Consider the following 24,465-nt stretch of genomic DNA (forward strand, 5'->3'; position numbering starts at 1 on the left):
CATCTACATCAAGATAGAATTAGGTGGTGTAAGACAATGAACCGTTTATCTGGCAAACCAATTAATAAATATCCTTACCTATTCATTGCACCAGCCGTGATTTTATTGGTTATCTTTTTCATCATTCCGATTATAATAGCTTTTGGCGTTAGTTTTACGGATATGGACCTAAAAGGGTTAGCCAATTTATCGAATGTTAGTTTTGTTGGTTTGGAGAACTATACGGATTTGTTCTCAGATGAAAAGTTTCTAAAATCGATCTACAATACAGCGTTTTATGTTGTGATTGGAGTACCTCTAGTCATTATATCTTCTCTGTCAGTTGCTCTTATGCTGAACTATGGGAGTAATTGGTTGTTCAGGACCTTTCGTGGCGTTTATTACATGCCATCGATCACAAACATCGTTGCAATTGCTGTGATCTGGGGGTATTTATACAACACGGATTACGGTTTGCTTAACTATATTTTGTCATTAATCAGTATCGATAAGATTCCTTGGTTGCAGGAGCCGACAATTGCTAAAATTTCTTTAATTATTTTGGCTGTCTGGAAAGGGATCGGAATTAATATGATCATCTTTTTAGCTGCATTACAAGGGATTCCAAAGAGCTATTATGAAGCAGCTGAAATGGATGGGGCAAATCGAATTCAAATTTTATTTAATGTCACACTACCTCTGTTGCGCTATGCGACATTCTTTGTAACGGTTACAACCTTAATTGGATGGATGCAATTCTTCGAGGAACCTTTTGTCATGACAGATGGTGGTCCATTAAATGGTACGTTATCTGTTGCGCTATTTATTTATAAGGAAGGTTTCCAGTTCAGTGAATTTGGATACGCTGCAGCCGCATCGTTTGTATTATTTATCATGATCATCATTGTAACATTGGTTCAATTTAAGTTTAGTAAATCGGAATAAGATTAATAATGGAATGACTGAAGAGAGGTGTGACAACCATGGCAAGTCGAGACAACAAAAATCGTGTCGAGAAAACCATAGTAACAATATTATTGGTAGTGGGTGGAATCCTCGTATCGATTCCTTTTATATGGATGATCTTGAGTGCGTTTAAGCCAGAAAGTGAAGTCTTAGCGTTTCCACCAACTATATTCCCGGAAAATCCTACAATTGAAAACTTTGTTCATCTATTTACCAAGCTAGATTTTGGTATTTACTTTAGAAATACGGTTATCATTGTTTTGGCATCCTTTGTTGGACTTCTATTTAATGCAATGGCTGGTTATGGGTTTGCGAAGTATTCCTTTAAAGGAAGAGATAAATTATTCTTTTTAGTACTCGCAACCATGATGATTCCAGGGCAGGTAACGATGATTCCTGTTTACCTTCTATTAAACGAAGTCGGATTAACGAACACCATGGTCGGGATTATTCTTCCTGGTCTTGCTGTAGCGTTCAGTATTTTCTTATTTAGACAGTTCATGACGACGGTACCAGACGATTTAATAGAAGCAGCTCGGTTAGATGGGGCAGGGGAGTTTTATATCTTCTTCCGTTTAATTATCCCCGTTGCAAAACCGATATTTGCTGTACAAGGGATTTTAACGTTTATCGCAGGTTGGAACAGCTTCATCTGGCCATTAATCATTGCGAGTGATGATAGCTTATACACCTTATCAGTAGGCCTATCCTTGTTACAAGGCCAATACGCTAGTAACTTCGCACTCCAAATGGCAGGTGCAGCATTTATGGTGATCCCGATTATCATTATCTTCTCCTTCTTCCAAAAATACATTGTAGAAGGATTTACAATGTCGGGTATCAAATAGAGTAGTAGAAAGGGTGCCTGACCCCCACCACGCTATCGCGTTAAAGTGGTGGGGGTCAGGCACCTTTGAATCGGTGTCTAGCTCCAGCGCCCAGCAACGAAAGGACTTGGGCCCACACGACGTGGGTCAGATCGACGTTGTCACAGGACGTGACGAACTTAGTCGATCATACTTTCTCCGTAAGATAAGTCAACATCGATTCACTTTGTTCATCGTGTTTCCTTTATCGTACTACGGGCTCAGTCCAGTCCCTTCGTTGCTAAACGGGCGCTTGCGCTTTTCTTAGGAGGTTATATGAATGGCGACGATTAAAGATGTAGCCAAGCGAGCGGGTGTGGCTGTCTCAACAGCTTCTTATGCTTTGAATGGTGTGAAGAAGGTAAGCGATGCTACGTTACAAAAAGTATTGCAAGCTGCCGAGGAATTACATTATCAGAAGAATGGGTTCGCATCAGATTTAAAGAGAACAAAAACAAATACGATTGCTTTAATATTAAGAGACTTATCTGGACCTTTCTATTCGGAGTTAATTAGAGGGATTCAAGAGGTTACGACAGCGAATGGATATGATCTAATTGCTTGTAGTGCGATAGGTGGAGATGATTCCACTGCTACAAAGTTTTTGAAAGAGAAAAGAGTAGATGGTGCAATTGTACTTGCTCATAATATTAGTGATGATATTATCAAAGCATCTGCTAATGCTGATTTCCCTGTTGTCGTTTTAGATCGTCATCTAGATAATCCGCATATTCTTCATGTAGAAGTAGACAATTATCAAGGTGGATGGATAGCCACAGAGCATTTGATTGAGAAAGGTCACAAGTCGATTGCGTTTATTAGTGGTCCCAAAAACTCGCATGACAGTGAAATGCGTTATAAAGGGTATCGAGATGCACTAGAGAAGCATAATCTTACCTTTCAATCTCGTTTTAAATTCACGGGAGATTTTCAGAGAGAAAGCGGATATCGCTCAACGAAGATGTTAATCGCTCAACAAAATTTACCTGACGCTATCTTTTACGCCAATGATGAAATGGCGATCGGCGGATTGAAAGCGTTTGCTGATAATGGGATACGAGTACCTGAGGATATTTCAATTATTGGTTTTGATGATATACAAATTTCCGAGTATTTAAATCCACCATTAACGACCATACGTCAGCCAAAATACGAAGTAGGCGCATTGTCCGCTCATATGATTTTTCAATTGTTTACTGGAGAAGACGTTGAAAAGCATTATAGTTTGGTTACGGAGTTGGTTGAGAGAGAGTCTGTGAAGTAGGAAGTGCCTGACCCCCACCGCGGTGATGTGATAAAGCGATGGGGGTCAGGCACTTTTATATTATAGGAATAAATCTGATGCTATGTTTCGAATTTTCCCTCGGTGTATTTAGTTTATAAGGAGTTAATAGGAGCTTAAAATTAAATTTCATAGATTCGCATAATCCTCTTTCTTGTATTAACCTTTATTCAATCTATAAGAGGAGGTATGTTGATGAATGGCTAGGAATCCAAGAATTTGGTATCCGGGAGCAATGTTTCATATTACAGCGCGAGGAAATCGAGGGAGTAGTTTGTTTAATGATGAAGCAGATTTTAATCAATATTTAGATCTGGTGAAGCTATGTCAAACAGAGTATCCCTTTAAACTTCATGCTTATTGCTTAATGACGAATCATATTCATTTGTTAATTGAAGTAGATAATTATACTAGCGGGGAGATAATGAAGTTTATTCAATTTAAGTATGCAAAATATTATAACAAGCGGTATGAAGTCACAGGTCATCTCTTTCAAGGACGTTACTACGCCAATGTCATTAAATCTATTGATTACCTACTAGAGGTGAGTAAATATATACATTTAAACCCTGTAAAAGCTGGGATTGTTCTATCACCTGAGTCTTACAGATGGAGTAGTTATAATATCTATATGATGAGTGAAGTTAATAATGGTTTTGTAGATACTAGTAAAGTATTGAAACATTTTATAACCCCTAAGCAAGAACAGTACAAAGAATATGTAAATGAATAAGTGCCTGACCCCCACCGCTTTACAGCATCACCGCGGTGGGGGTCAGGCACTTTACAAGGCACTTTACTACATAGGCTCAATCATCAAAGTTGGGTGATCTGCCAAATCAATATCTCTTCCCTTCGATAACACGCGTACAACGGGTCTTTGCAGGTGTTGTTGTACTCGGGTGACGATACCATCCTCTTTTGATGCGATTTTAACTTTTGTGCCAGGCGGGTATGTAGGTACGGCTTGACTAAATGCTTGTATAACATGAAAGCTATACGTAACATCCGAAGTAGCCATTACAGCTTCCATCGCCTGGTGTGGTAACAGTTGTTCTTTGGATATGTGATTCTCATAGTTGTTAGCCACGCCAGCAATTTGAGCAACCTCCAAAACATCCGTAAGCTGTCGTGGAGCCCCTTTTCCATCAATCGTTTCATGGTGTTGGTATGCAATATGGGCTGACATTAGGCTGATTTGTCGGTTGCTTCTTAAATGATTAAATCCCTCTTCTGGGTGACTACTGTATTCGTCTGTAATCATTTTGCCAATATCATGTAAGATAGACCCTAGAGCAAGTTCCTTCATTTGGATGTTGTTGTAGCTCATTTTTTTAGCTGTTAATAATGACAAGATCGTTACGTTCACAGCATGTGCGTAGGGTTGAAGCTCTTGGTCAATAGCACCTGAAGGAATGGTTACAAGGGTTGGCCTTTTCTTCACTTCTTCGATTAATTGATCGGCTACCCTTTGGACAGGTAGAATATTAGCTTCCTCTTCATCTCGTACTTGCTCAAAATACTCTTTTATCACTTGGATACAATCTGTCCACTTAGGCATGTCCAGCATATCATCAATATCGATTCCCTTAGAAATTTCATCTTCAACAAACAGATAGCTGATTCCCATTTGTTTTACACGATCTAAAACTTTAGGGTTAATACTTTTCCCAGCAGCAATTAAAATCCGTTTTTTTGAATCATAAACAGGTTTAGCTAATACCATTGTCTCATATTTATATTCGGAAACATTTATAAGTCTCACTTTCTTCCCTCTCTCTTACCAGAAATTCATATAGTCTTTTTCAACTATCTAAGTGTATCGGAACAATTTAATATTTTTAAATCAAAATATTATGTTTTTTTCCTGGTAAGTGTGAGATCAATGGGAAAAGGAGTGTAACGAAAAGCTTTATACTTGATTGTTTTGATATTCTTTAAATTGTTTAGCGACATTGATACCTTCAGTCATTCCAGCCCTATGTGACTGGCCGTGCATTTGATTCAGTAGGTGCATAATATGATATTTGTTGTTTTCTGTGACCTTGATATTATGTTCCTGTTCAACGATCTCTACAATTTTATGTAATGTTTCTTGTCTAACGTCAGATATACTCATACAAAACCTCTCTAATCAATAGTTGGAAATTTTAACTCTAGTTTATCATATACTTGCATTTACGTGTGAAGGTGCCTGACCCCCGCTGCTTTAAAGCGGTGGGGGTCAGGCACCTGTCGGAATAGAATTTCTCAAAATAAGACTATAGTTTCATAAAGACAACACAACACCACTGGAGTATGGATAAAAAAGTATATTAACTAATTCATAAGTTCTCTTTTTTAACACCTAAAGATTAACAGACATAATTCGACAAAAATACCTATATACTTATGGTAGTATGAGCGCATTCGATTATTTTTTCAAAAAATTATATAGGAGGATGATCTTATTCGACATTTGAAAGCAGTTGCAATTTTAGCCTTATTTTCTTTAGTGTTTACGATTAATCCAAATCTTTCATTTGCACAGTTATCACAACAATCTAATGTGCCGGTGAACAAGATGTGGACGGTTCATTTTAACACCAATATGGACCAAGATTCTATAGATGAAAACTCTATCTATATATTAAATGAGGAGGATCAAAAGCTAGAAGATATCACATTAAAATGGGTGAATAACTCTACTTTAAAGGTGATTAATGAATCTGCTTATGCTTATGATCATAACTATGACTTATACATAAAAGATAGTGTGAAATCTGCACGAGGTAAAGAAATCTCAAAAGAAGTGCACTTCTCATTTACTACACAAGAAAAACCAGAGAAGTTAAGCACTCAAGAAATCATTAAAAACAATGACCCTAAAGTTGTTATGGTAGAAACGGATTACGCTCAAGGTAGTGGGGTTATTGTAGGAGAAGGTCTAATCCTTACAAATGAACATGTTATAGCTGGTATGCAATCTGGAGAAGTTACTCTAAATAATGGAGACACTTTTTCAATTGATGGTATTGTAAAAGCTAAAAAGGATGCAGATTTAGCTCTAATTAAAACAGAAGAACCTATGGATGTTGACCCTGTAAAAATTGGGGATCCAGACCTTCTAACTAAAGGTGATGAGATTGTTACGATTGGTAACCCAATGTCATTACAAAACACAGCTTCGACTGGAATGGTAAGCGGTTTTCATAACGAAGGTGTAGATTTAATTCAAATCACAGCCCCTATTACTCAAGGTAGTTCTGGTGGCGGTTTGTTTAATGAGCAAGGTGAGTTAGTTGGAATCACTTCGTTTGTATTAGGTGATTCAGGGAACTTAAACTTTGCTGTTTCAACAGATGAATTGCAAGATTGGATGCATCTTTTTGACGATGATTTGGAGGATTTAGAAACCAAAACATCAAATCCACCTACAAACGTTGGGGTTAGCCTCTTACCTTATGGTGGCGTAATGGTGGATTGGAATGAAGTAGATGGTGCAGATTTCTATAATGTTTATTATAGTTATTCCAAAGATGGCCAATATAGTCTATTACAATCTCTCGAAGGTAATACGCGCTATACAGATTCTTTGTATTTAGATATCGATGTTGAGGCTGGCGAAACTTATTATTACAGCGTTGTTGCTGTTAAAGATGGTGTTGAATCTGAATTAAGTGAACCAGCAAAAGTGGTAATACCTGAGGAAACAGATTCGAATATGCAACAAACATTGCTCGGTATGACAAAGAAAGAAGTTAAAATGCTTCAAAATGGCACTCTTTTAAAAGAGGAAGAGAATAAACTTACGTATAAAGGTGTAAACTCATATAACTTTGAATACAAGAGAGATTATATATTCTCTGACAATAAACTTATTGAAATGGAAGAAGTGATTCTACTTCCTGAACAAGATTCTCAAGAAGTACTTTCAGCAATGAAAGAGCAGTTCATTCTTCTAGCAAACTATGTATATGGGGAGCCTGTGGAGCAAGATAATGATTGGGATGATGATGCATCCGGAAGCTTTGTAGGAGCAAAATGGAATCGTGACTCTGAGCAGATGAAAGGTTCCTTTACATTTGATATAGGATTTGAAAATGACGAAATGGCGATCATAAAGACGCTTGATGAAGGTGTATTAACAGATAATGCATCCCCAGAGCTGGATTATGCTGAAACAAGTTCTGCTAAAACATTAGATCTTTACTTTAGTGAAGATATTTCGTTTGTAAGTAACCCTTCAACATTTTTAGAGTCAATCACGGCAACTAATTTAAATGTAGAGGGTGCAACGGTTGAGATTAATGATTCAATGCTTACAGTAACATTAGGCGAAGGTCAAAAGTTTGATGATAACTACCAAGCAAACGACCTTTCCATTCAGTCAGGTGCCATCCAAGACCTTGCTGGTAATCGTTTCGAAGTATCCGGTGCAACTATTGTGGATGGATGGGTAGCACAAGTTCAAAATGTTACTTATATTGATAACAAAGAAGGAGGAGGCGCAACTCCTAATGACATCGGAATTGAATTCGATGACATTGGTGAAGGGGACGAGTCTCAATCACCATACGACATTTCTGGATACTATGTAGTATTGTTTGAAGATGGTGTGACCCGCGAGCAAGCTTCATCTATGATTATGGATGCAATCATGGAGAAAGATCCAGATACAATAAGTCCTGGTGGTACATTGAAGGTGATTTTGTATGAAAACAAATCTGCTGGATATGCTAAAGCCTCTAGTGAACATGATGGAAGTCCAAAAGGAATGTGGTCAGAACAACTTACATTCAGTGGTTCAGAAATTGGACCAGGAAATTATGAACTCTATGTAATTCCAGTAGACCATAATTTAAACTATTCTATATCAGAACCAGCATCAGCTGTTGTTGGTGACTAATTCAAAAAGCTGTCCTCACGTTGAGTGGGACAGCTTTTTACGTGAGAGTGTCTGCTATTCGACAAAAACCGGGTGGTGACAGGCACCACCCGAAAAAAAGCACCACCCGGAAACCACCCGCAATATATCTTTTTAATATAGTTCATCAACAATATTCATATTTCAGAAAGCCACCAACAAATGGTACATTTAAATTATGTAAATATTCAGATAAAAGTTTGGACCAAGAATATTTACGGTTCAAAACTAATAGGATTGAAGAAATGAAAGGGGAGTTTGATCATATGGACGGACGTACATTTCGTAATGCAATGGGGAAGTTCGCGACAGGAGTAACGGTCGTAACAACGAAAAGTGGTGAGGATGTACATGGAATGACAGCGAATGCTTTCATGTCAGTTTCCATGGACCCACAGTTGATTTGTGTTTCGGTAGGACACAATGCAACGATGCATAACAAAATTAAGGATTCAGGTAAGTTTGCTGTAAGTATTTTATCTGATGCACAGCAGGATATGTCCAATTATTTTGCAGGTCAGGTTAAAGAGAAAAAAGACATACCATTTGAATGGATTCATGAATATCCGGTTATTTCAGACTCACTAGTCAATATCATGTGTACCGTGTATGATGCACATCCTGCGGGAGACCACACACTTTACATAGGTGAGGTGCAAGATATTGCCGTAAAAGATGAAGGGGAACCTCTTACGTTCTTTGGCGGTAAATACTGTCGCTTAAATCGAGAAATTGAAGTTGAATAAATCCCTACAAAAATTCAAGGAAAGGAGTGAGTTTTTTCTTTCATTAAAATGTAAGCGATTTCAATAAAGTCAGCTAGGCCAAGTCATAAGATCACTTTTGAGGAGGAGATGGAGATGTTAGGAATGGAAAGTGCGTCCATTGCTATTGTATGGCTCTTAACGGTTTTGTCGGCGGTTGGTTGTGTGGTTTATGGCGCTATGATGTGGAATAAAGGAGGTCATGAAGAATGAATATGGCCGTGCTGATTCCACTATGTATCGTGTACATCGGTATTATGAGTGGACTAGCTTACTATGGATATAAAAAGACGACGACAAAACAAGATTACTTAGTCGGGGGACGTAACATTAACCCTGTTGTTATGGCTCTGTCCTATGGAGCTACCTTCATTAGTACATCAGCTCTTGTAGGGTTTGGTGGTGCAGGTTCCATTTTTGGAATGGGTCTCTTATGGTTAGCATTCTTAAATATTGCTCTTGGTATTTTTGTTGCATTCGCTATATTTGGAACTCGCATCCGAAAACTCTCTTTAAAACTAGATGTTTCTACGTTTCCATCTTTGCTAGGGAAGCGTTTTGACTCCAAGTTTATCACGGTGTTTGCTGGAGCTATGATTTTTATTTTCATGCCGGCTTATACGAGTATTGTATTAATAGGTGGAGGGCGCTTCCTGCAAGAGTCACTGTCGCTAAACTTCAACGTAGCACTGTTTGTTCTTGCTGCAATCGTTGCTTTGTACGTAATCAGTGGTGGAATCAAAGCCGTTATGTACACAGATGCGTTTGGTGCTGTGATCATGCTTGTCGGTATGATGGTTTTCCTTGTTGTAACGTATAATGCTGTCGGAGGCATTGTTGATGGTCACGCAGCTTTATCTGCAATGAAAAATATGGTGCCTGATTCGCTCGCTGCAGGTGGACACCAAGGCTGGACCAGTATGCCAGTGCTTGGATCACCACTATGGTGGACACTCGTAAGTACGATCATTATGGGGGTTGGAATCGGAGTACTAGCGCAACCTCAGTTAGCGATGCGCTGTATGACGGTAAAAGATGACCGTGCGTTGTATCGCTCCGTTCTAATCGGTGGGATTTTCATCTTCTTTATGACAGGTGCTGCTTTCATGATTGGACCTCTAAGTAACGTATATTTTATGGAGACATCTAATCAATTAGCTATTACAGCAGCTGGTGGAAACTCAGACTTAGTTATACCTAAATTTATTAATGAAGTCATGCCTGGCTGGTTTATTTATCTGTTCACTCTAACGTTAATGTCAGCTGCTATCTCAACCGTAAGCTCTTTGATCCACCTTCAAGCTTCAGCGTTTGGGGAAGATATCATGAGAACGCTTGGTATTGGTAAAGATGGTAAAACAATGACTCGAATTGGGGTTCTTGTTGGTGTAACAGCTGCCATTATTTTAGCTTACATCCTACCAGGTGGCGTAATCGCGCGTGCGACTGCATTCTGGTTTGGCATCTGTGCTGCAGGGTTCTTACCAACATTAATGGGAGCTCTATTCTGGAAAGGTGCTACAAAAGCTGGGGCAATCGCGAGTATTGTTACTGGTTTTGCTGTAAGTATTTTCGGATTCTTGTTCATGCATGTAAGTGAGTCTGGTGTATTTGGATTATCTAAAGCTTTATTTGGTAAAGATGCACTGTTCGCATTCCCTTGGACACATATTGATCCGTTGTTCTATGCGCTGCCACTTTCAGCTATTGTATTCGTAGCGGTTAGTGTACTAGATAAAAGCAAGAGTGTAAGCGGCGATGTTGAACAAGAAGCCATTGCAAAATAACCAGATTTTACTCTCGCTCCTCTTTTAAGGGGGGGGCGATTTTTTTATGTGATTCATGTCGAAATTAGTAAAGATTTTCGAAATTATGACGATAATAATTATAATATTCAGAAAAACTAGGGAGGAGGAAGTGAAGAATATTTGTTCCTTAAACAAATTGATTTGGATACACAGGGGGAAATCAAAATGAAATTATTTAAATCGATTCGTGCAAAAATGATGGTAGCCATGACCGTGCTTTTACTATTACCTATATCGATTCTAGGATTCATTTTTTATAATAATACCAGTATTTTAGGTCAAGCCATCATCCCGAAAGAAGTATTAGAGGAGAATAGTGATAAGGTTAAGGAAGTCTTTCAAGAGCATGAAAAGATGCTTTCATCTATAGGAAAAAGTTCTGAGATGGACTATAAGAACTATGAGTTTTCCAATGAGGTAGAGAATAGTATTTCGAACATGCCAAGTGTGAATGACCCTCAGAAAACAGAGTTCTATGAGGATCATTTGAATAACCTTGCAAGCGAAAGTGACTACATTATTAATCTATACTTAGCTACTGCTGAAAAAGGAGAATTCTACTTATCCAATATTCCGCCTGAAGAGGTCAACTTAAATAAGTTCGATCCTCGTCAGCGTGAATGGTACACGCAAGCTATGGAAGCTGATGGTAAAGTGATTTATACGGAACCTTATCGCGATACAGGTACTGGTAAATCAACGATCACCCTAGCCAAAACAGTAACGAAAAATGGTGAAGTAATTGGCGTCTTAGGGATGGACTTTAGCATGTATAAGCTTTCTGGGCTCATCCGTGATGGTGTTAAAACAAATACGTTAATTATTGCAGGAGTAGCATTACTAGTTGCATTAAGCTTTGTTTTCTTCTACATCACTCGTATTAGCAAAAACCTCAATAGGGTAAATGAAGGAATGGCTAATGTGGCGAATGGTGACCTATCAATGGAAACGCTCGAAGTTAAAAGTAATGATGAGATTGGTAGACTCGCAGGAAGCTATAATGCCATGGTCATCAGCCTAAAAGAGCTTGTTTCCAATGTGTTAGAAACATCAGAGCAAGTTGCTGCGTCTTCTGAACAGTTAAGTGCAAATGCTGCTGAAACATCTACTGCATCAGAACAAATTGCAGGTTCTATACAAAACGTTTCTAGTGGAGCTGAGGATCAAAGCAGTAAAGTGGAAGAGTCGTCAGAATTAGTTCGTACGATATATGATGACATTGGAAAGATCCATCGAGTAGTAGACCAGGTTCATGAGTCTTCAATGGAAACAGCAAATCAAGCAAGTGACGGAAAAGAGAATATCCAGCAGGCTATTGAACAAATGAGCATTATTAGTGAGAATACAGGAAATACAGGAAAGGTCATTGCTTCCTTAAATGAGAAATCAAATGAGATTGGCTCGATTGTTTCCTTAATTACGGATATTGCAGAACAGACAAATCTACTAGCCTTAAATGCAGCGATTGAAGCGGCTAGAGCAGGGGAGCACGGTAAAGGTTTCGCTGTAGTTGCGGATGAGGTAAGAAAGCTTGCCGAGCAATCGAATAATTCGGCTCAAGAAATTAGCGGATTAATTAAAGACATTCAGGTAAGTACCGAAGATGCAGTAACTTCCATGGGAGAAGGCGAACAAGCTGTAAAAGAAGGCTTGGATGTGGTGAATTACGCTGGTCAAACTTTTGAAAAGATACACCAGTCTATTACGGATATCGCGAATCAAATGAGTGAAGTGAGCAACTCAGTAGAAACGATCAACAGTGGGACTGAGAATCTAACAAATGCGATGGATACCATTACAAGCATTACCCAAGAAGCATCAGGAGCTACTCAAGAAGTTGCGAGTGCTGCTGAGGAACAAAATGCTTCAATGGAAGAAGTTTCGGGGGCTACACAGCAGTTAGCTGAGCAGGCGCAGGAACTGCAGGGGATGGCGAGTAAGTTTAGAATGTAACAATTAAATGAGCTACTATCTCTAATCTCCTTTGATTAGAAAAACCTCTCCATAATCGGAGAGGTTTTTTACTATCTTTATTCAAATGCCGAGTACACTGTTGTTAGACCATGTCCGAATTTTTCATCGTGGCCTTCAACACCAATATCTTCAGCTGTTTGCTTTAGCATAACTTTAATGTCACTTGGTGAAGCACCTTCATGCTCATCATATAAAAGAGCTGCAATTGCTGCTACTTTTGGAGAAGCCATTGAAGTACCTACATACCAACTATAGCTAGGTCGAGTATATTCATAATCAACCACAAGACCATCTTCGTTCGTAATGTAATTCAGAACAGGTACGGAGCTAAATGCAAATTCAGTTGCATAAAGCATGTTATTCATATACTCATCAGATTTACCTTCAGCCTCATACTGCAGCATTAGGTCATAGTTACCACCTGGAGCCGCTACATCTACATATCCATTTCCATAAGTAGAATAAACCGCTAACTCATCTTGTGGACCCGTAGCTGATACTGTCACAACGTTTGGAATATCCGCTGGAGCATAAACGCTAGCACCTTGGAACTCGTATCCTAACTCACCATAATTATCATTAGCTAACTCTGTTACAGTCTTAGGACTCTTAGCATCAATTGCATCGTTACCGGCAGAAGAAACGATTAATGTACCTTTGCTTTCTGCATATTTAGCCGCACGCATATATGCAACGTACTCTGCGATATCGCTACCTAGACGTTCTTTTTCACCTGTAACAGGATTGTTGTAATAAACCTGACCTTTAGAATAAATACCGCCTAGACTCATGTTAATAACGTCTACACCATCATTTGCAGCTGCAACAATTGCACTCATAATCCAAGCACTATATGCGCCGCCTTCAGCACCAAACACACGGTATGATTGGAATCCAACATCAGGTGCAACACCTAGCATAGCACCGTTACCAGCGATACTTCCGGCAACGTGAGTACCGTGGCCATTACGGTCCTGAACATCGTTAATGTCGCCAGTTTCAGAAGTGTCTACACCGTAGATGCCGCCGGCTGGAACAAAGTTTTTAGAGCCTGGAAGTAGGTTCTTTTGAACATCTGGGTGGTTTAAGTCGATACCAGAGTCAATAATCCCTACTACAACATCGTGACTTCCGCTATGTTCAGCAAAAGTAGCGCCATCATTTGTTAGGCGTTGAATATCCCACTGGTAAAGGTCAAAGAGAGACGCATCCTCTAAAAGGGTTTCAGACGAAGTAGTAGTTTTACCCTTTCCTTTTCCGTTACCATTATTGTTTGTTTCATCTTGCTCTTCGGCCATTTCCATCTCTATTGATTTGCCATCTGGCAATTCATATTGTAAGGATGGGTTAGCCGCAACAATTGAACTATTGTTGATTGCGTTACTCGCGAAACCAACAGGGGCTTCTACTTGTACAAGACCAATTTCAGGAACTTCGTATATAATCGTTCCTCCTAGGTCCTTTATTGTCTTTTTAGCATTCCCAGGAATGCTACTGTCTTTAAAGACTACTGTGAACTTTGTTGTTTCTTCCTCTGCGTTACCCATAGTTGGAGAAGTGATTCCTAGGATAACCACTAAACTCATCAAAATAGCTAAAAATTTCTTCATGTTCTTCCTCCCTGTGAATTTTTTTACTACACCTATTTTTATTTCGAGATAATTCAAAATTCCCCTCTATAAATTTTCAATTTTCAGATTAATAGTACTTTTATCACTGCTTTTAAATAGTAAATTATAACTATTTAGAGTTAGTCACTAAAAGTTAACATGGAATAATAACCCACCATTACTAGTAGATTACTATTTATCCCCTACAAAATCCCACGTAAAATCAAAATGTAACAAAAATATTACAAAGAAGTGGGAGAGTTTCAACAACATGAATGTCAAAAGAATCATAATAGGAATACTAGTCTTCTTAACAGTTCTTCATACGGACTTACCTGAAGTGACTGCTGAAAAGACGACTACCTTTCAAGATTTAGTTCGATTTGAAGAGGAGATCCAGTACTTACATAACTTAGAGGTAATCAATGGATTCTCTGAAACGACCTTCAAACCACTAGCAGAGATTAAAAGAGTCGACGCAGTGCGTATGATCATTCGAGAGATGGAAGTGGATTTATCAGAAGTGCAAGATCCAAACTTCACGGATGTTCCAAAAGGGTTCTCAGGTTATAAGGAGATCGCCAAAGCGAAAGAGCTACAAATTATAAATGGTGTAGGGAATGGAAAGTTTGCTCCAAATGCACCTTTAACTCGCGCTCAAATGGCAAAAATTTTATCAGAAGCTTATGATCTACAAAGTCAAACTGAGGTTGCTTTTACCGATGTAAACGAAAAGCATTGGGCAAAAGCCTATATTTCTGCTTTAGCTAGTAATCGCATTACGATCGGTTATCCAGACGATACATTCCGCCCCAAAAAGAATATTACACGTCAGGAATTCTCAGCGTTCTTGGCACGTCACTTAAATGAAGCGTTTGTTCCACATGAGTACGGAAATAAGCTATCTAATATCATCAATAGCGGTAACTTTGCGAAATCAGGCGATTGGGTTTACTTTGGTGACGCTGGGATTTGGAAGGTTTCTGAGAATGAGCGATATGTGAATCGTGTAGCTTCCGATCAGGAGAATAATGTTGCTTTTTTAAATGTAATTGGTGATTGGATTTATTATTCAAATGCCCAAGACAACTTATCTATTTATAAGGTTAAGAAGGATGGTTCAGACCGTCAAAAGCTTGTTAACGCACCTGCCATGTATCTGCATGTAGTTGATGATTGGATGTACTACACAAACCCTGAAAAAGAAGCAATTTATAAAGCGAAAACAGACGGATCACAGTTAGTCAAAATCACAGAAACAAGTTCACCGTACACATCGGCTGTACACCAAGGTTGGATCTATTATGTAGATTCAAAAAGTGGTGGCTTCTATCGCATCAAAACGGATGGAACACAGAAGACGAAACTCACATCCGAAATGGTAACGTACTTTGCTGTGTACGAGGACAAAATGTACTATGTGAATGAGTTTGACCAAAATCATCTCTATAAAATGAACTTAGACGGAAGCCAACAGGAAAAAGTATTAGATGAATCGATGATTGGTTTTAATATTTCAGACGAGCGTGTTTATTATATTAGCCGTGAGAATGGTAGCCTGAATACGTGCTCTCTTGATGGGACTGTTCATGAAGAATTAGACGCTAATGGTTATGGAGGTTCAGTCATGATTCATGGTGACTGGCTATACTATAGTATGTATAAAGAAGATGGAACATATCAGTGGTATAAGATAAGAAAGAACGGGGAGGATCGTCATCAGTTTCCTGTGACGATTACGTTTTCTGAAGTACAAAAAGAAGAACAGACTAAGTAGAATATGATATGTAAAAAGGACGTCCGAAGTTTGGACGTCCTTTTTGCTACTAATTATTAAAATAAAACTTACTCATTAATCGTTTTAGAACGACTGCACTTTCTGCACGTGTTGTTGTGTTATTTGGTAAAAGATTATTTTGTGAAGTTCCTTGAATAATACCTGCTTGTATAACCGCAGAAACATACTCTAATGATGTTTTCTTCAGTTTATTCGCATCATGATAAGTAGTTAGTGTATCAATCTTGAATTCCATTTCACCATTTACGAAAATTAAAGCTCTAGCTGTCATTTCCATCAATTCTTCACGAGTAAGAGCTTGATTAGGTTTAAACTGATCATTATTATAGCCGCCTAATAGATTGGCTTGTATAGCAGATTGTAATTGAGTGTAGTACCAATCATCTTTTGAAACATCTTCATAAGGTACTTTTGTATCCTTATTAGGTGTTAATCCCATTGCTCGTGTTAAAAGCACAGCATATTCGGCGCGAGTAACGTTCGCTTCAGGATCAAAGTTTCCGTTGCTTCTGCCCTCGATAATTAATTGAGAAGCTAATGATTCAATTTCTTTTTTGGCCCAATGATCTTGAATATCTTTGAATGTTTTATCTTTCATCTGAAGAACAGCGTAGGTACTATTTCCGTTTCGGTTGAAGATTGCTACGGTATTTCCATCTTCATCAATTTCAATACGCGCTGGAACCGTATAAATGGAATCTGTCTCTTCATTATAGGTAACAACAAGTGTTTGATCAGCATCTACTTCACGGTCTAGTACAATGCTACGTTCTACATACTGTGTGCCAAAGGATTCAATTTTTGTTACAGTGTCGTCTTCAATGATATTCACTTCAAAATTCATTGGTCGTGATACTAGTTCAAGGTCCTCATCACCATCAATATGTCTACTGATAGACTCTTGAACATTATCTGATGATTCACGTATACTTACTTCAATCTTAGCATCCTCACTAATATCACTGAAGTCAGTCATTTCTAATGGAAGCTGATAGGACCCACTATTTGATTTAATATAAAGGTGTTTTTCCTCTCCTTCTTCTTCCTTGGCACTATCAAGGAAGGACTTAGAAATGGAGAAGTCTACATAATCAGAATCATTTTCGCTCTCATATTCATAAATTTCTATAGGCTGTGTTGTAGTACGTTTGATAAAGATATCCTTGTCGAATACTTCAACTTCAATTTCAGCTGTTGTTTCTCCGTCTTCTCCTTCAAGAATGTGCTCGATGACTTCATCAATCTCTTCATCAGTAAGTTCAGTCTCTTGATTATCCTCTTCATCTTCTTCGTAATTATCATCAATAATGACAGGTGTACTGTTATAAGATGAGTCATCCTCAGTATTGGATTCCTCTTGAGTTGGATCCTCAGTTGTATCATTAGTACTATCATTTGAGGTATCAGTATTACTATCCCCAGTAGAATCACCATCAGTAGATCCAGAAGTATCAGTTGATGTATCATCAGATGGCGAGCTGCTAGATCCATCAAACGTTTTTGTTAGTGAAAATGACTGACTAGATTCTGTACCATTTAATTTTGCTGTTACTGCAAAATTAAGTGTTTTACCCATCCAATCACCAGTGACATAGCTTGTCACATCGTATTGCGTTTCTGTCAATGCATTCCCAAGACTAGAGATAGTTGTAGCTCCATCCTCTTGGAAGTATAGATTGTATCCATCTGCATAGGCATTAGCATCCCAAGTTAAGAAAAATTGTCCTTCAGCATTAGCTGTGAGTTTCAAATTGTTCGGTGACTGAACGTCAAAGGATTGTGTTACATCAAATGTTTGAGTAGATTCAGCACCGTTAACGTTTGATGTTACAGCAAATTGCATTGTTTTGTCTTGCCATTCGCCAGTTGCTTTATCTGTTACATCTAATTGTGTACCTGAGATAAGTTGATCGAAACTAGAGATCGATGTGGATCCCTCTTCTTTGTAATAGATCGTGTATCCCTCAGTGTAAGGAACGCCATCCCAAGATAAAATGTGTTGCCCTTGTTCATTTAATGCATATTGCAAGTTCTTTGGTGGTACTACATCAAAGGTTTTTGTAATGTTATAGGTTTGATCCGATTCTAAACCATTGATCGTAGATACTACTGCAAGTTGCAATGTCTTACCTTGCCATTCGCCTAATGCTTGTTCTGTTACATTGGCTTGTGTCTCGGTGAAGAGATTATTAATGCTTGATACAGATTCGGTATCCTTATAATAGACTCTATATCCTTCCATGTAAGGTACAGCATCCCAAGTTAATAAGTGCTCACCTTTAGTGTTCTCTGCATATTGTTGATTTTCAGGAGCTTTTATCACAAACTCGTAAACCTTTTGAGCTGGATTAGATTGTATATCACAAATGTTGGTTGTAACACGGAATGTGACGGTATCTCCAAACCAAGGTTTAAATTGGCTTGGTGTGACTTGAAGTTGTGATTCTGTTAAAGAATTTTTAAGTGTATCGAAATACGACATACCAGATGTTTTATACTCTACCGTATAATCATCAGCAGTCATCGTATCCCAATCTAAGATGAATTCATCGCTAACGTTAAAATTCGCTGTGAAGTTGGTTGGTTGAATGGCCCCAACTTTACTTGCAGAGTCAAAGCGATAGATTACCGATTTATCTTCAGGTTGAGCAAAAACTCTGCCAGTGGAGTCTGTTGTTACAAGATTAACTGTACATGGGAAGTCAGCCACCTTTGTGGTGGTGCCTCGCTCATACACGGCTGTTTTTGTGAATACATAGTTAGCATTCACATAGATAATTGGGTCAGTGTATAAGTTAGTAGTAGTTAATGCACTTGTATCAAACTGATTCATAGCATAAAAGATGTCTGAACCATCTAAAATCACTTCTCGGTTTGGAGTAGAGAAATCCTGGCTACTTTCCTTTATTGCCCCAAAAGTTGATGCATCTATTGAGAAAAGTTGCGAACCAGTGCTTCCTGACTCTCCAATATAAAGGGTATCGTTAGTAGCATCTAATTCTATATCAGCTTCATAGAATGTATCTAGATTACTAAAGTTATTTGGGACTAGTTGTTCAGTCTCCGTTGATAAATCAATATGATGTAAATTTATATGCTGATCTTCAGGTGCGTAAAAAAGAGTAGAAGTCCCATCAGTTGTGATATTATATGGGTTTTGCTTTGTTGTTAGGTAAGTGACGGGTTCGTTATTAATATCATTAGTAGTTGATGGCTGGTATGTAGTTGATTCTCGGGTGATGTTCGTGCCACCAAAGTTGGCAATAAAAAGTTCATTATTTACTAGATCAATATCTGAAGGCATTGAACCTACAAACTTTTTATTCTCTACTTCCATGGTATCTGGATTAATGTAATAGAGCGTATTGCTTTCTTGAGAAATGCCGTAAAGCCTTTGATTTGTTTCGTCATATTCCCAATCACTAAGCTGATCGTTTAAAAGTAAACGATTGTTCGAAGTGGTAGTCGTGCTGTCAGTTGATTGAGGGTTAAATGAGTATTGATAAATCGTTTGATCTGCAGGATTAAACATATAAACGTTTGTCATGCTTGATCCTAGAATGAACTCTGTCTCAAAAGGTAAATCTGCTACCTTTTCAAAAGTCATTCTGGTAAAGATGTCATTATCTGTAAATACATAATTCCCTATGACTTCATATGCTGTTTCTTTTGAAGTGTCTGCATCATCAACATAAGTTCCCTTGATATTTTCTAGGTTGTTTGCATCTAGACGTTTACCTGCGTAAAAGATCTCTTGATTATCTAAGACGATTTTTCGTTCAGGTAATGAAAAACCGTATCCATCATCATAAGTGGAACGAGTCTTTAAGCTATAGTCTGTAGTTGAAATAGCATCAATAACAGAACCTGTCATATTCGATTCTCCAACATAAAGGGTGTCCGTATTATGGTCTACCTTTAGACTAGCTTGCTCGTAAGGTGAGTATGCACCTTCGTCTTCTGGCAAAACAATTTCAGTTTCCTGATCCGTATCAAGATTATAAGAATACAATCTACCATCTGCATAGATCAGTTGATTTCCATGTACCGCAATTTCATTTGGCGCATTAAGTACATTTATATCTCTTTCTAAAGCTTTTGTTGAAATATCGACCGTTTTAATTAAATTGTTTCCTGCAAACGTTACATAAAGCGTGCCACTATACATATCAAGTTCACTTGGGCTACTAGCTGCTAAATCAAGGGAAGATTCAATGCTTAGAGAACTTAATGATATAAAGTGGAGTGTTCCTGTACTTGTTACAGCATAAATTTGATTGTTTGGCTCATCCATAACCCAGTCTGTTAGGTCTTCATTTAAGGCTAAGTTAGCTAATTCACCTGCTGAAACCTTTTCTGGTGATGTTACTAAATCACTAAATAAAGTAGTGAAAACGAGCAACATGGCTGTAAAAAATGATACTACTTTCTTCAAAATAAAACCCCTCCTCTTAAACATAAAAAAGCCTTGTTGCCAAAAAAAGCACACAAGACCCTCACGAATGGTGGTAGCCCGGCGGTCATGGTCTTTATTAGACAGTAGATCCGTGGCTTTGCGTCATCGCCTTTCGACGATTTTGCCTTTGACAACTTTTTGGTATGAAGTTGATAGAAAATTACTATATTTATAATAAGTTCTTTTCACTAGAAGTCAAATTTTGTAGGTATATCGGTTATGATATATTTATTTGTAGAATGGACTTATCGTATTGTTTTTATTGATTAAATTGGAAAATGTGGTGTATAATCCATGAATTCCTAACCACAAAAATTGTCGATCACTGTCGAAATGTAGGGGAAATGTACTAAATTAAATTAATTTTGTGGTACATGCATTTTAATGTTTATGTAAATGCCATTCTAAGGAGCGGTTATATGCAAACTAAAATAATATTTTTTCTTAGTGTTTTAAACTATGTCCTGATACTAGCATTAGTATATAGTGATTTTGCGAAGAACTATCTATTGGTATCCATTTTGCCACCAATTATTTTAATTGTATTTCAAAGAGTGAGGTTAGATTCATCTAGACTAGCGCTCATCAACTATATCCTCAATGTAATATATATACTAATCTATATAGTATTTTCTTTAATGGTCATTCAAAGTGTTCAATATCATTAAAAGGAGAAGTTAGAATCCTAATAAAGATACCTCGCTACCATCTATAAAGCAGGGGTCTTGTTATATTTGATTTTTTGTGAATCCGCTTTCGAAATAATTAGAATTTATGATATGCTTAATAAGTATCAAGACTAAAAACCTACAAAATTAATGAAAAGGGCAAACTTGTCGAAAGGCAAGGACGCAAAGCCACGGGTCTAAAGTATCGTTTTACTAAGACAGCCGGTTGCCGTATGAGTAAATACGAAGCTCCGATATTTGTTTATCACGGTAGTTCTATGTCCGTGGTAAATAAATATCGGAGTTTTTGTGTTAGAGACATATAACTTCAATTTTGTCCTAAAGCTTTTCGGGTTGCTTTTTAAAGGAGGAGAATAATGAAACGTCAGATGTTAAAAGTGAAAGTAATAATTGTACTAGTGATGATTTCTCTTTTTTATTGGGGTGGTACTTCCTATGCTAATGAAAATGTAGAAGAGGATAAGATTACCTTTAAAGAATTGGATTCAGAGGCAGATGTATCAATACATAAAAAATGGGAAATCACCTTTGACCGAGCAATGAAGCAAAAGCTTTTTGAAAAGAATATTTTGGTGGGGGATCGCTTAGATAACCTTATTCCGGTAACAGTGGAATCAAAAGATAATGGAAGAAAAGCTGTTATTCATCCTCCAGAGGGTGGTTATAAAGAAGGGAATATTTATTATATTGTGATCACCCATTACCTAAGTGACCAGGAAGGGAGATTCTTCTCTCAACCAATCCTCAAGAAATTTGAAACTGAATATAGCGAAGAAGATATTGTGGAGATTCCTGACCCTAACTTAAAAGATAGACTTCTATCACAATTAGATAAGGTAACAAAGAATATAACAAAACAGGACCTTGAAAATATAAGAGGGATAGACCTTAGTAAAAGTAATATAAAAAGTCTGGAAGGTCTCGAAATGGCTATAAATCTTCAAGAATTACATATGCCCAATAATCAAGTTTCTGACTTACAACCAATTTCACAGTTAAAACAATTGAGGTATCTTAATGTACGGAATAATAACATCACGGACTTAGATCCTGTAAAGGAATTAAGTCAACTTCAAGTGTTATATGCAAGTCAAAACAAAATAAAAAATCTTGATCCATTGGCTCAGCTGTTTAACTTAAGGAAGTTAGATATGGACTCTAACAATATAGAAAATATAGAACCATTAAGAAGTTTAGGAACACTGTATTATATTTCGCTACTACAGAACCCATTGTCCGATGAGGCGATGGATGTAATTAATAATCTAAGACAACATGTTTATACAGTTCGTTATGGAACAGAATTTCATTTTGAAGATCCTAATCTAGAAGAGGTAGTAAGGATGTCTCAGCATATTGAAAAAGATGTGCCGATTTATACAAGTGATGTAGATACACTTTATAACCTGGAGATTTATGATAGAAACATAAAAAGCTTAGAGGGGATTGGTGAATTGGTAAGCTTGAGGAATTTGGAAATTTCTCATAATAATATTACAGATTACAGTCCTATAAACAAAGTAAAAGGATTAAAGGGTCTTTCTATTAATAACACGGACCTTAAGGAACTTGATTTTCTTAAAGGAATGGATCAATTAGAAAAACTTCATCTAAAGCATAATAAGATCTCAGATATAAGTGAACTTGAAAACCTAGAAAATTTAACATTCCTTAATGTGAAAGGGAATAAAATAGAAGACCTTTCTGTGTTAAGTGAACTTAATAAAGTCCAAAATTTGATTCTAACAGATAATCATATAAAGGATCTTTCCGTATTTCAGGAATTAGAGAATGATTTCTACTGGCTCTACTTAGATGATAATCAAATATCTGATATTTCTCCTTTAGTAAAGATGGTAAAAGATAAAAAATATAAGGGGTTATTAGATATTTCATTTAACCAACTAGACTCAACAAGTAAGACAGTTCAAGATCAATTGTCAAAGTTGAGAGAGCAAAATGAATATTTATGGGCTCATTTTCAAATGCCTAAAACCATAGAAGAAGGCAAAGGAATCTTATATGGTAGGTACTATTCTATTAGTATGTATAGTCTCAAAACAAAACACATAGATGTAGAAAATGCTAAGGTACAACTGCTGAATCAGGATGGTGAAGTAGTAACATCATCAACTGTCCATGAGAATGGAAGATTTAAGACTAAACAAGTTCCTGCAGGGATGTATCATATCCAATTCAAAGGAACCCATTATACTCAAGATGCTCCAAGGGAAATAGAAGTTAAGTCAGGCAAGGCTATTTCTACAGACTTGTACGTCTTTCCCCTTCAAATTAAAGGTAATGTAACAATCAAAGACACACAAGTTAAAGTGAAGGAATATGAAATTCAGTTGTTAGATGAAGAGGGCCAAGAAACAGATGCTGAAATTAACAAAAACTACAGTGAATTCGACATCATGTCATTAAGCAAAGGTACCTATACACTTCGTATAAATGCAGAAGGTTTCCAACCATATGAAAAGGTAATCGAGCTGAAGAACAATTTAGATGTACAGGTAGAATTAGAACCTTTAAAGAGAAGTGAATAAAATAGTAGCCCTCTTCCTGCTTGCTAGGAGGGAGGGGGTGTTAAATTCTTTCATTATTAATTGTACTAAGGACGTACATTTATGATTTGAGAGGGGTTAAATATGAGTGAAACTCCAATTATTAACGAATTATCTAATTTAGGAGTAAGTATATCTGAAAAACCTTTCGATAAAGATCAACAAATGGAACACTTAAGAAAGATAGAAAATCTGTTTAGTATCAGTATCCCTGATGATTACAAAGAATTCCTTTTGCTCTATAATCAAGTGCTTTTTGAAAACTATATAACTATTTCACCCAAGGTATTACCAGAGTTAGGTGGGCATATCCTTGAAGAACTATATGGATTAGATTGTCTTTCTTATCACATGAATAGATATAGTGATAGAATACCTAGTTCATTCATTCCGATAGGAGAGTGTGTAGGAGGGGATTTAGTTTTAATAGGAATTAAGGAAGATTCTGATGGGAAAGTATTCATTTGGGATCATGAAAATGAGCTGCAAGCAAGGCTAATGTTAGGTGAAAAAGTTGAAGCGGATCTAAATTCATATAAGGAAAATTTACATTTAATTTCACAAACATTTGTAGAGTTCTTAAGTATCTTAGAGATTGATGATAACGATGATCTAGAACTTGATGGTGTTGAAATATGGTTGGATGATGATCTGTTAGATGATTAAGCATATTAGTGATAGGTTACGCTGGAATTTGTAATAATTCCGGATGTTTTTCTCTGGAACTTAAAGAAGCAGTGATTCTATATAATAGATGCCATGATGGAGGCAAAAAATAATGGAGAACAAACGAAACTTCA

16 protein-coding genes and 2 riboswitches are annotated in these 24,465 nt (G+C 37.3%); of the genes, 12 read left to right on the forward strand and 4 right to left on the reverse strand.

Annotated elements, in window-relative coordinates; all coding sequences use genetic code 11:
* The first annotated feature begins 36 nt into the window (after window positions 1–36).
* The 4 genes from H514_RS0101785 to H514_RS0101800 all read left to right on the forward strand — a co-directional run bounded on the left by H514_RS0101785 (window position 37) and on the right by H514_RS0101800 (window position 3,826).
* Complete coding sequence (locus H514_RS0101785; RefSeq protein ID WP_036841691.1) at window positions 37–924, forward strand: carbohydrate ABC transporter permease; 888 nt, start codon at window positions 37–39, stop codon at window positions 922–924.
* 38 nt (window positions 925–962) lie between these two features.
* Window positions 963–1,793: a carbohydrate ABC transporter permease gene (locus tag H514_RS0101790; protein ID WP_027445402.1), complete on the forward strand. Its 831-nt coding sequence runs from the start codon at window positions 963–965 to the stop codon at window positions 1,791–1,793.
* A gap of 298 nt (window positions 1,794–2,091) precedes the next feature.
* Window positions 2,092–3,075 carry a LacI family DNA-binding transcriptional regulator gene (locus tag H514_RS0101795; RefSeq protein WP_027445403.1) on the forward strand — a complete coding sequence of 328 codons (984 nt, stop codon included), beginning with the start codon at window positions 2,092–2,094 and terminating at the stop codon, window positions 3,073–3,075.
* Window positions 3,076–3,292: 217 nt separating this feature from the next.
* Window positions 3,293–3,826, forward strand: coding sequence for an REP-associated tyrosine transposase (locus H514_RS0101800; RefSeq protein ID WP_027445404.1), 534 nt, complete (start codon window positions 3,293–3,295; stop codon window positions 3,824–3,826).
* 66 nt (window positions 3,827–3,892) lie between these two features.
* Here H514_RS0101800 and H514_RS0101805 read toward each other — a convergent pair whose 3' ends face one another.
* Window positions 3,893–4,858 (reverse strand): HD-GYP domain-containing protein, encoded by a 966-nt coding sequence (locus H514_RS0101805; RefSeq protein WP_027445405.1) that lies wholly within the window; start codon window positions 4,856–4,858, stop codon window positions 3,893–3,895.
* A 147-nt stretch (window positions 4,859–5,005) separates the two neighbouring features.
* Window positions 5,006–5,212, reverse strand: coding sequence for a hypothetical protein (locus H514_RS0101810; protein WP_027445406.1), 207 nt, complete (start codon window positions 5,210–5,212; stop codon window positions 5,006–5,008).
* 339 nt (window positions 5,213–5,551) lie between these two features.
* Between H514_RS0101810 and H514_RS23820 the strand changes: the two genes are divergently transcribed.
* From H514_RS23820 to H514_RS22270, 5 genes are all read left to right on the forward strand, one after another.
* Complete coding sequence (locus tag H514_RS23820) at window positions 5,552–7,981, forward strand: trypsin-like peptidase domain-containing protein (protein WP_051254980.1); 2,430 nt, start codon at window positions 5,552–5,554, stop codon at window positions 7,979–7,981.
* Between the two features lie 284 nt (window positions 7,982–8,265).
* Window positions 8,266–8,745: a flavin reductase family protein gene (locus tag H514_RS0101820; RefSeq protein ID WP_027445407.1), complete on the forward strand. Its 480-nt coding sequence runs from the start codon at window positions 8,266–8,268 to the stop codon at window positions 8,743–8,745.
* 114 nt (window positions 8,746–8,859) lie between these two features.
* Window positions 8,860–8,976, forward strand: a complete 117-nt coding sequence (locus H514_RS25330; RefSeq protein WP_324604026.1) for a symporter small accessory protein — start codon at window positions 8,860–8,862, stop codon at window positions 8,974–8,976.
* The gene (locus H514_RS0101830) at window positions 8,973–10,550 is read left to right on the forward strand and encodes a sodium:solute symporter family protein (RefSeq protein WP_027445408.1); all 1,578 of its coding nucleotides are present in this window, start codon (window positions 8,973–8,975) and stop codon (window positions 10,548–10,550) included. The genes H514_RS25330 and H514_RS0101830 overlap by 4 nt, the downstream gene beginning before the upstream one ends.
* 186 nt (window positions 10,551–10,736) lie before the next feature.
* Window positions 10,737–12,524 carry a methyl-accepting chemotaxis protein gene (locus H514_RS22270; protein WP_051254981.1) on the forward strand — a complete coding sequence of 596 codons (1,788 nt, stop codon included), beginning with the start codon at window positions 10,737–10,739 and terminating at the stop codon, window positions 12,522–12,524.
* 77 nt (window positions 12,525–12,601) lie between these two features.
* On the opposite strand, the gene H514_RS0101845 is transcribed toward H514_RS22270, so the two are convergent.
* Window positions 12,602–14,155: a S8 family peptidase gene (locus tag H514_RS0101845; protein WP_027445409.1), complete on the reverse strand. Its 1,554-nt coding sequence runs from the start codon at window positions 14,153–14,155 to the stop codon at window positions 12,602–12,604.
* A 271-nt stretch (window positions 14,156–14,426) separates the two neighbouring features.
* Here H514_RS0101845 and H514_RS23825 point away from each other — a divergent pair, with 271 nt between their 5' ends.
* On the forward strand, window positions 14,427–15,932 hold the full coding sequence (locus H514_RS23825) for a DUF5050 domain-containing protein (RefSeq protein WP_051254982.1): 1,506 nt from the start codon (window positions 14,427–14,429) through the stop codon (window positions 15,930–15,932).
* 49 nt (window positions 15,933–15,981) lie between these two features.
* On the opposite strand, the gene H514_RS0101855 is transcribed toward H514_RS23825, so the two are convergent.
* Window positions 15,982–20,388: an S-layer homology domain-containing protein gene (locus H514_RS0101855; protein ID WP_027445410.1), complete on the reverse strand. Its 4,407-nt coding sequence runs from the start codon at window positions 20,386–20,388 to the stop codon at window positions 15,982–15,984.
* Window positions 20,389–20,457: 69 nt separating this feature from the next.
* Window positions 20,458–20,545, reverse strand: a riboswitch (cyclic di-GMP riboswitch).
* 680 nt (window positions 20,546–21,225) lie between these two features.
* Window positions 21,226–21,311: riboswitch (cyclic di-GMP riboswitch) on the forward strand.
* A gap of 143 nt (window positions 21,312–21,454) precedes the next feature.
* On the opposite strand from H514_RS0101855, the gene H514_RS0101865 reads away from it, so the two are divergent.
* Entirely contained in the window at window positions 21,455–23,647 is a 2,193-nt protein-coding gene (locus H514_RS0101865) for a leucine-rich repeat domain-containing protein (protein WP_027445412.1), read from the forward strand.
* Window positions 23,648–23,749: 102 nt separating this feature from the next.
* Window positions 23,750–24,331, forward strand: coding sequence for an SMI1/KNR4 family protein (locus H514_RS0101870; RefSeq protein WP_027445413.1), 582 nt, complete (start codon window positions 23,750–23,752; stop codon window positions 24,329–24,331).
* Window positions 24,332–24,465: the final 134 nt, after the last annotated feature.

The organism is Pontibacillus marinus BH030004 = DSM 16465 (genome assembly GCF_000425225.1).
In the GTDB taxonomy this organism is placed as follows: Bacteria; Bacillota; Bacilli; order Bacillales; family BH030062; genus Pontibacillus; species Pontibacillus marinus.

Coding starts and splice junctions, on each gene's coding strand:
- H514_RS0101870 (WP_027445413.1), top strand. CDS start 23,750: ATGAGTGAAACTCCAATTATTAACGAATTATCTAATTTAGGAGTAAGT.
- H514_RS0101830 (WP_027445408.1), top strand. CDS start 8,973: ATGAATATGGCCGTGCTGATTCCACTATGTATCGTGTACATCGGTATT.
- H514_RS0101865 (WP_027445412.1), top strand. CDS start 21,455: ATGAAACGTCAGATGTTAAAAGTGAAAGTAATAATTGTACTAGTGATG.
- H514_RS0101820 (WP_027445407.1), top strand. CDS start 8,266: ATGGACGGACGTACATTTCGTAATGCAATGGGGAAGTTCGCGACAGGA.
- H514_RS22270 (WP_051254981.1), top strand. CDS start 10,737: ATGAAATTATTTAAATCGATTCGTGCAAAAATGATGGTAGCCATGACC.
- H514_RS23825 (WP_051254982.1), top strand. CDS start 14,427: ATGAATGTCAAAAGAATCATAATAGGAATACTAGTCTTCTTAACAGTT.
- H514_RS0101810 (WP_027445406.1), bottom strand. CDS start 5,212: ATGAGTATATCTGACGTTAGACAAGAAACATTACATAAAATTGTAGAG.
- H514_RS0101845 (WP_027445409.1), bottom strand. CDS start 14,155: ATGAAGAAATTTTTAGCTATTTTGATGAGTTTAGTGGTTATCCTAGGA.
- H514_RS25330 (WP_324604026.1), top strand. CDS start 8,860: ATGTTAGGAATGGAAAGTGCGTCCATTGCTATTGTATGGCTCTTAACG.
- H514_RS0101795 (WP_027445403.1), top strand. CDS start 2,092: ATGGCGACGATTAAAGATGTAGCCAAGCGAGCGGGTGTGGCTGTCTCA.
- H514_RS0101800 (WP_027445404.1), top strand. CDS start 3,293: ATGGCTAGGAATCCAAGAATTTGGTATCCGGGAGCAATGTTTCATATT.
- H514_RS0101785 (WP_036841691.1), top strand. CDS start 37: ATGAACCGTTTATCTGGCAAACCAATTAATAAATATCCTTACCTATTC.
- H514_RS0101790 (WP_027445402.1), top strand. CDS start 963: ATGGCAAGTCGAGACAACAAAAATCGTGTCGAGAAAACCATAGTAACA.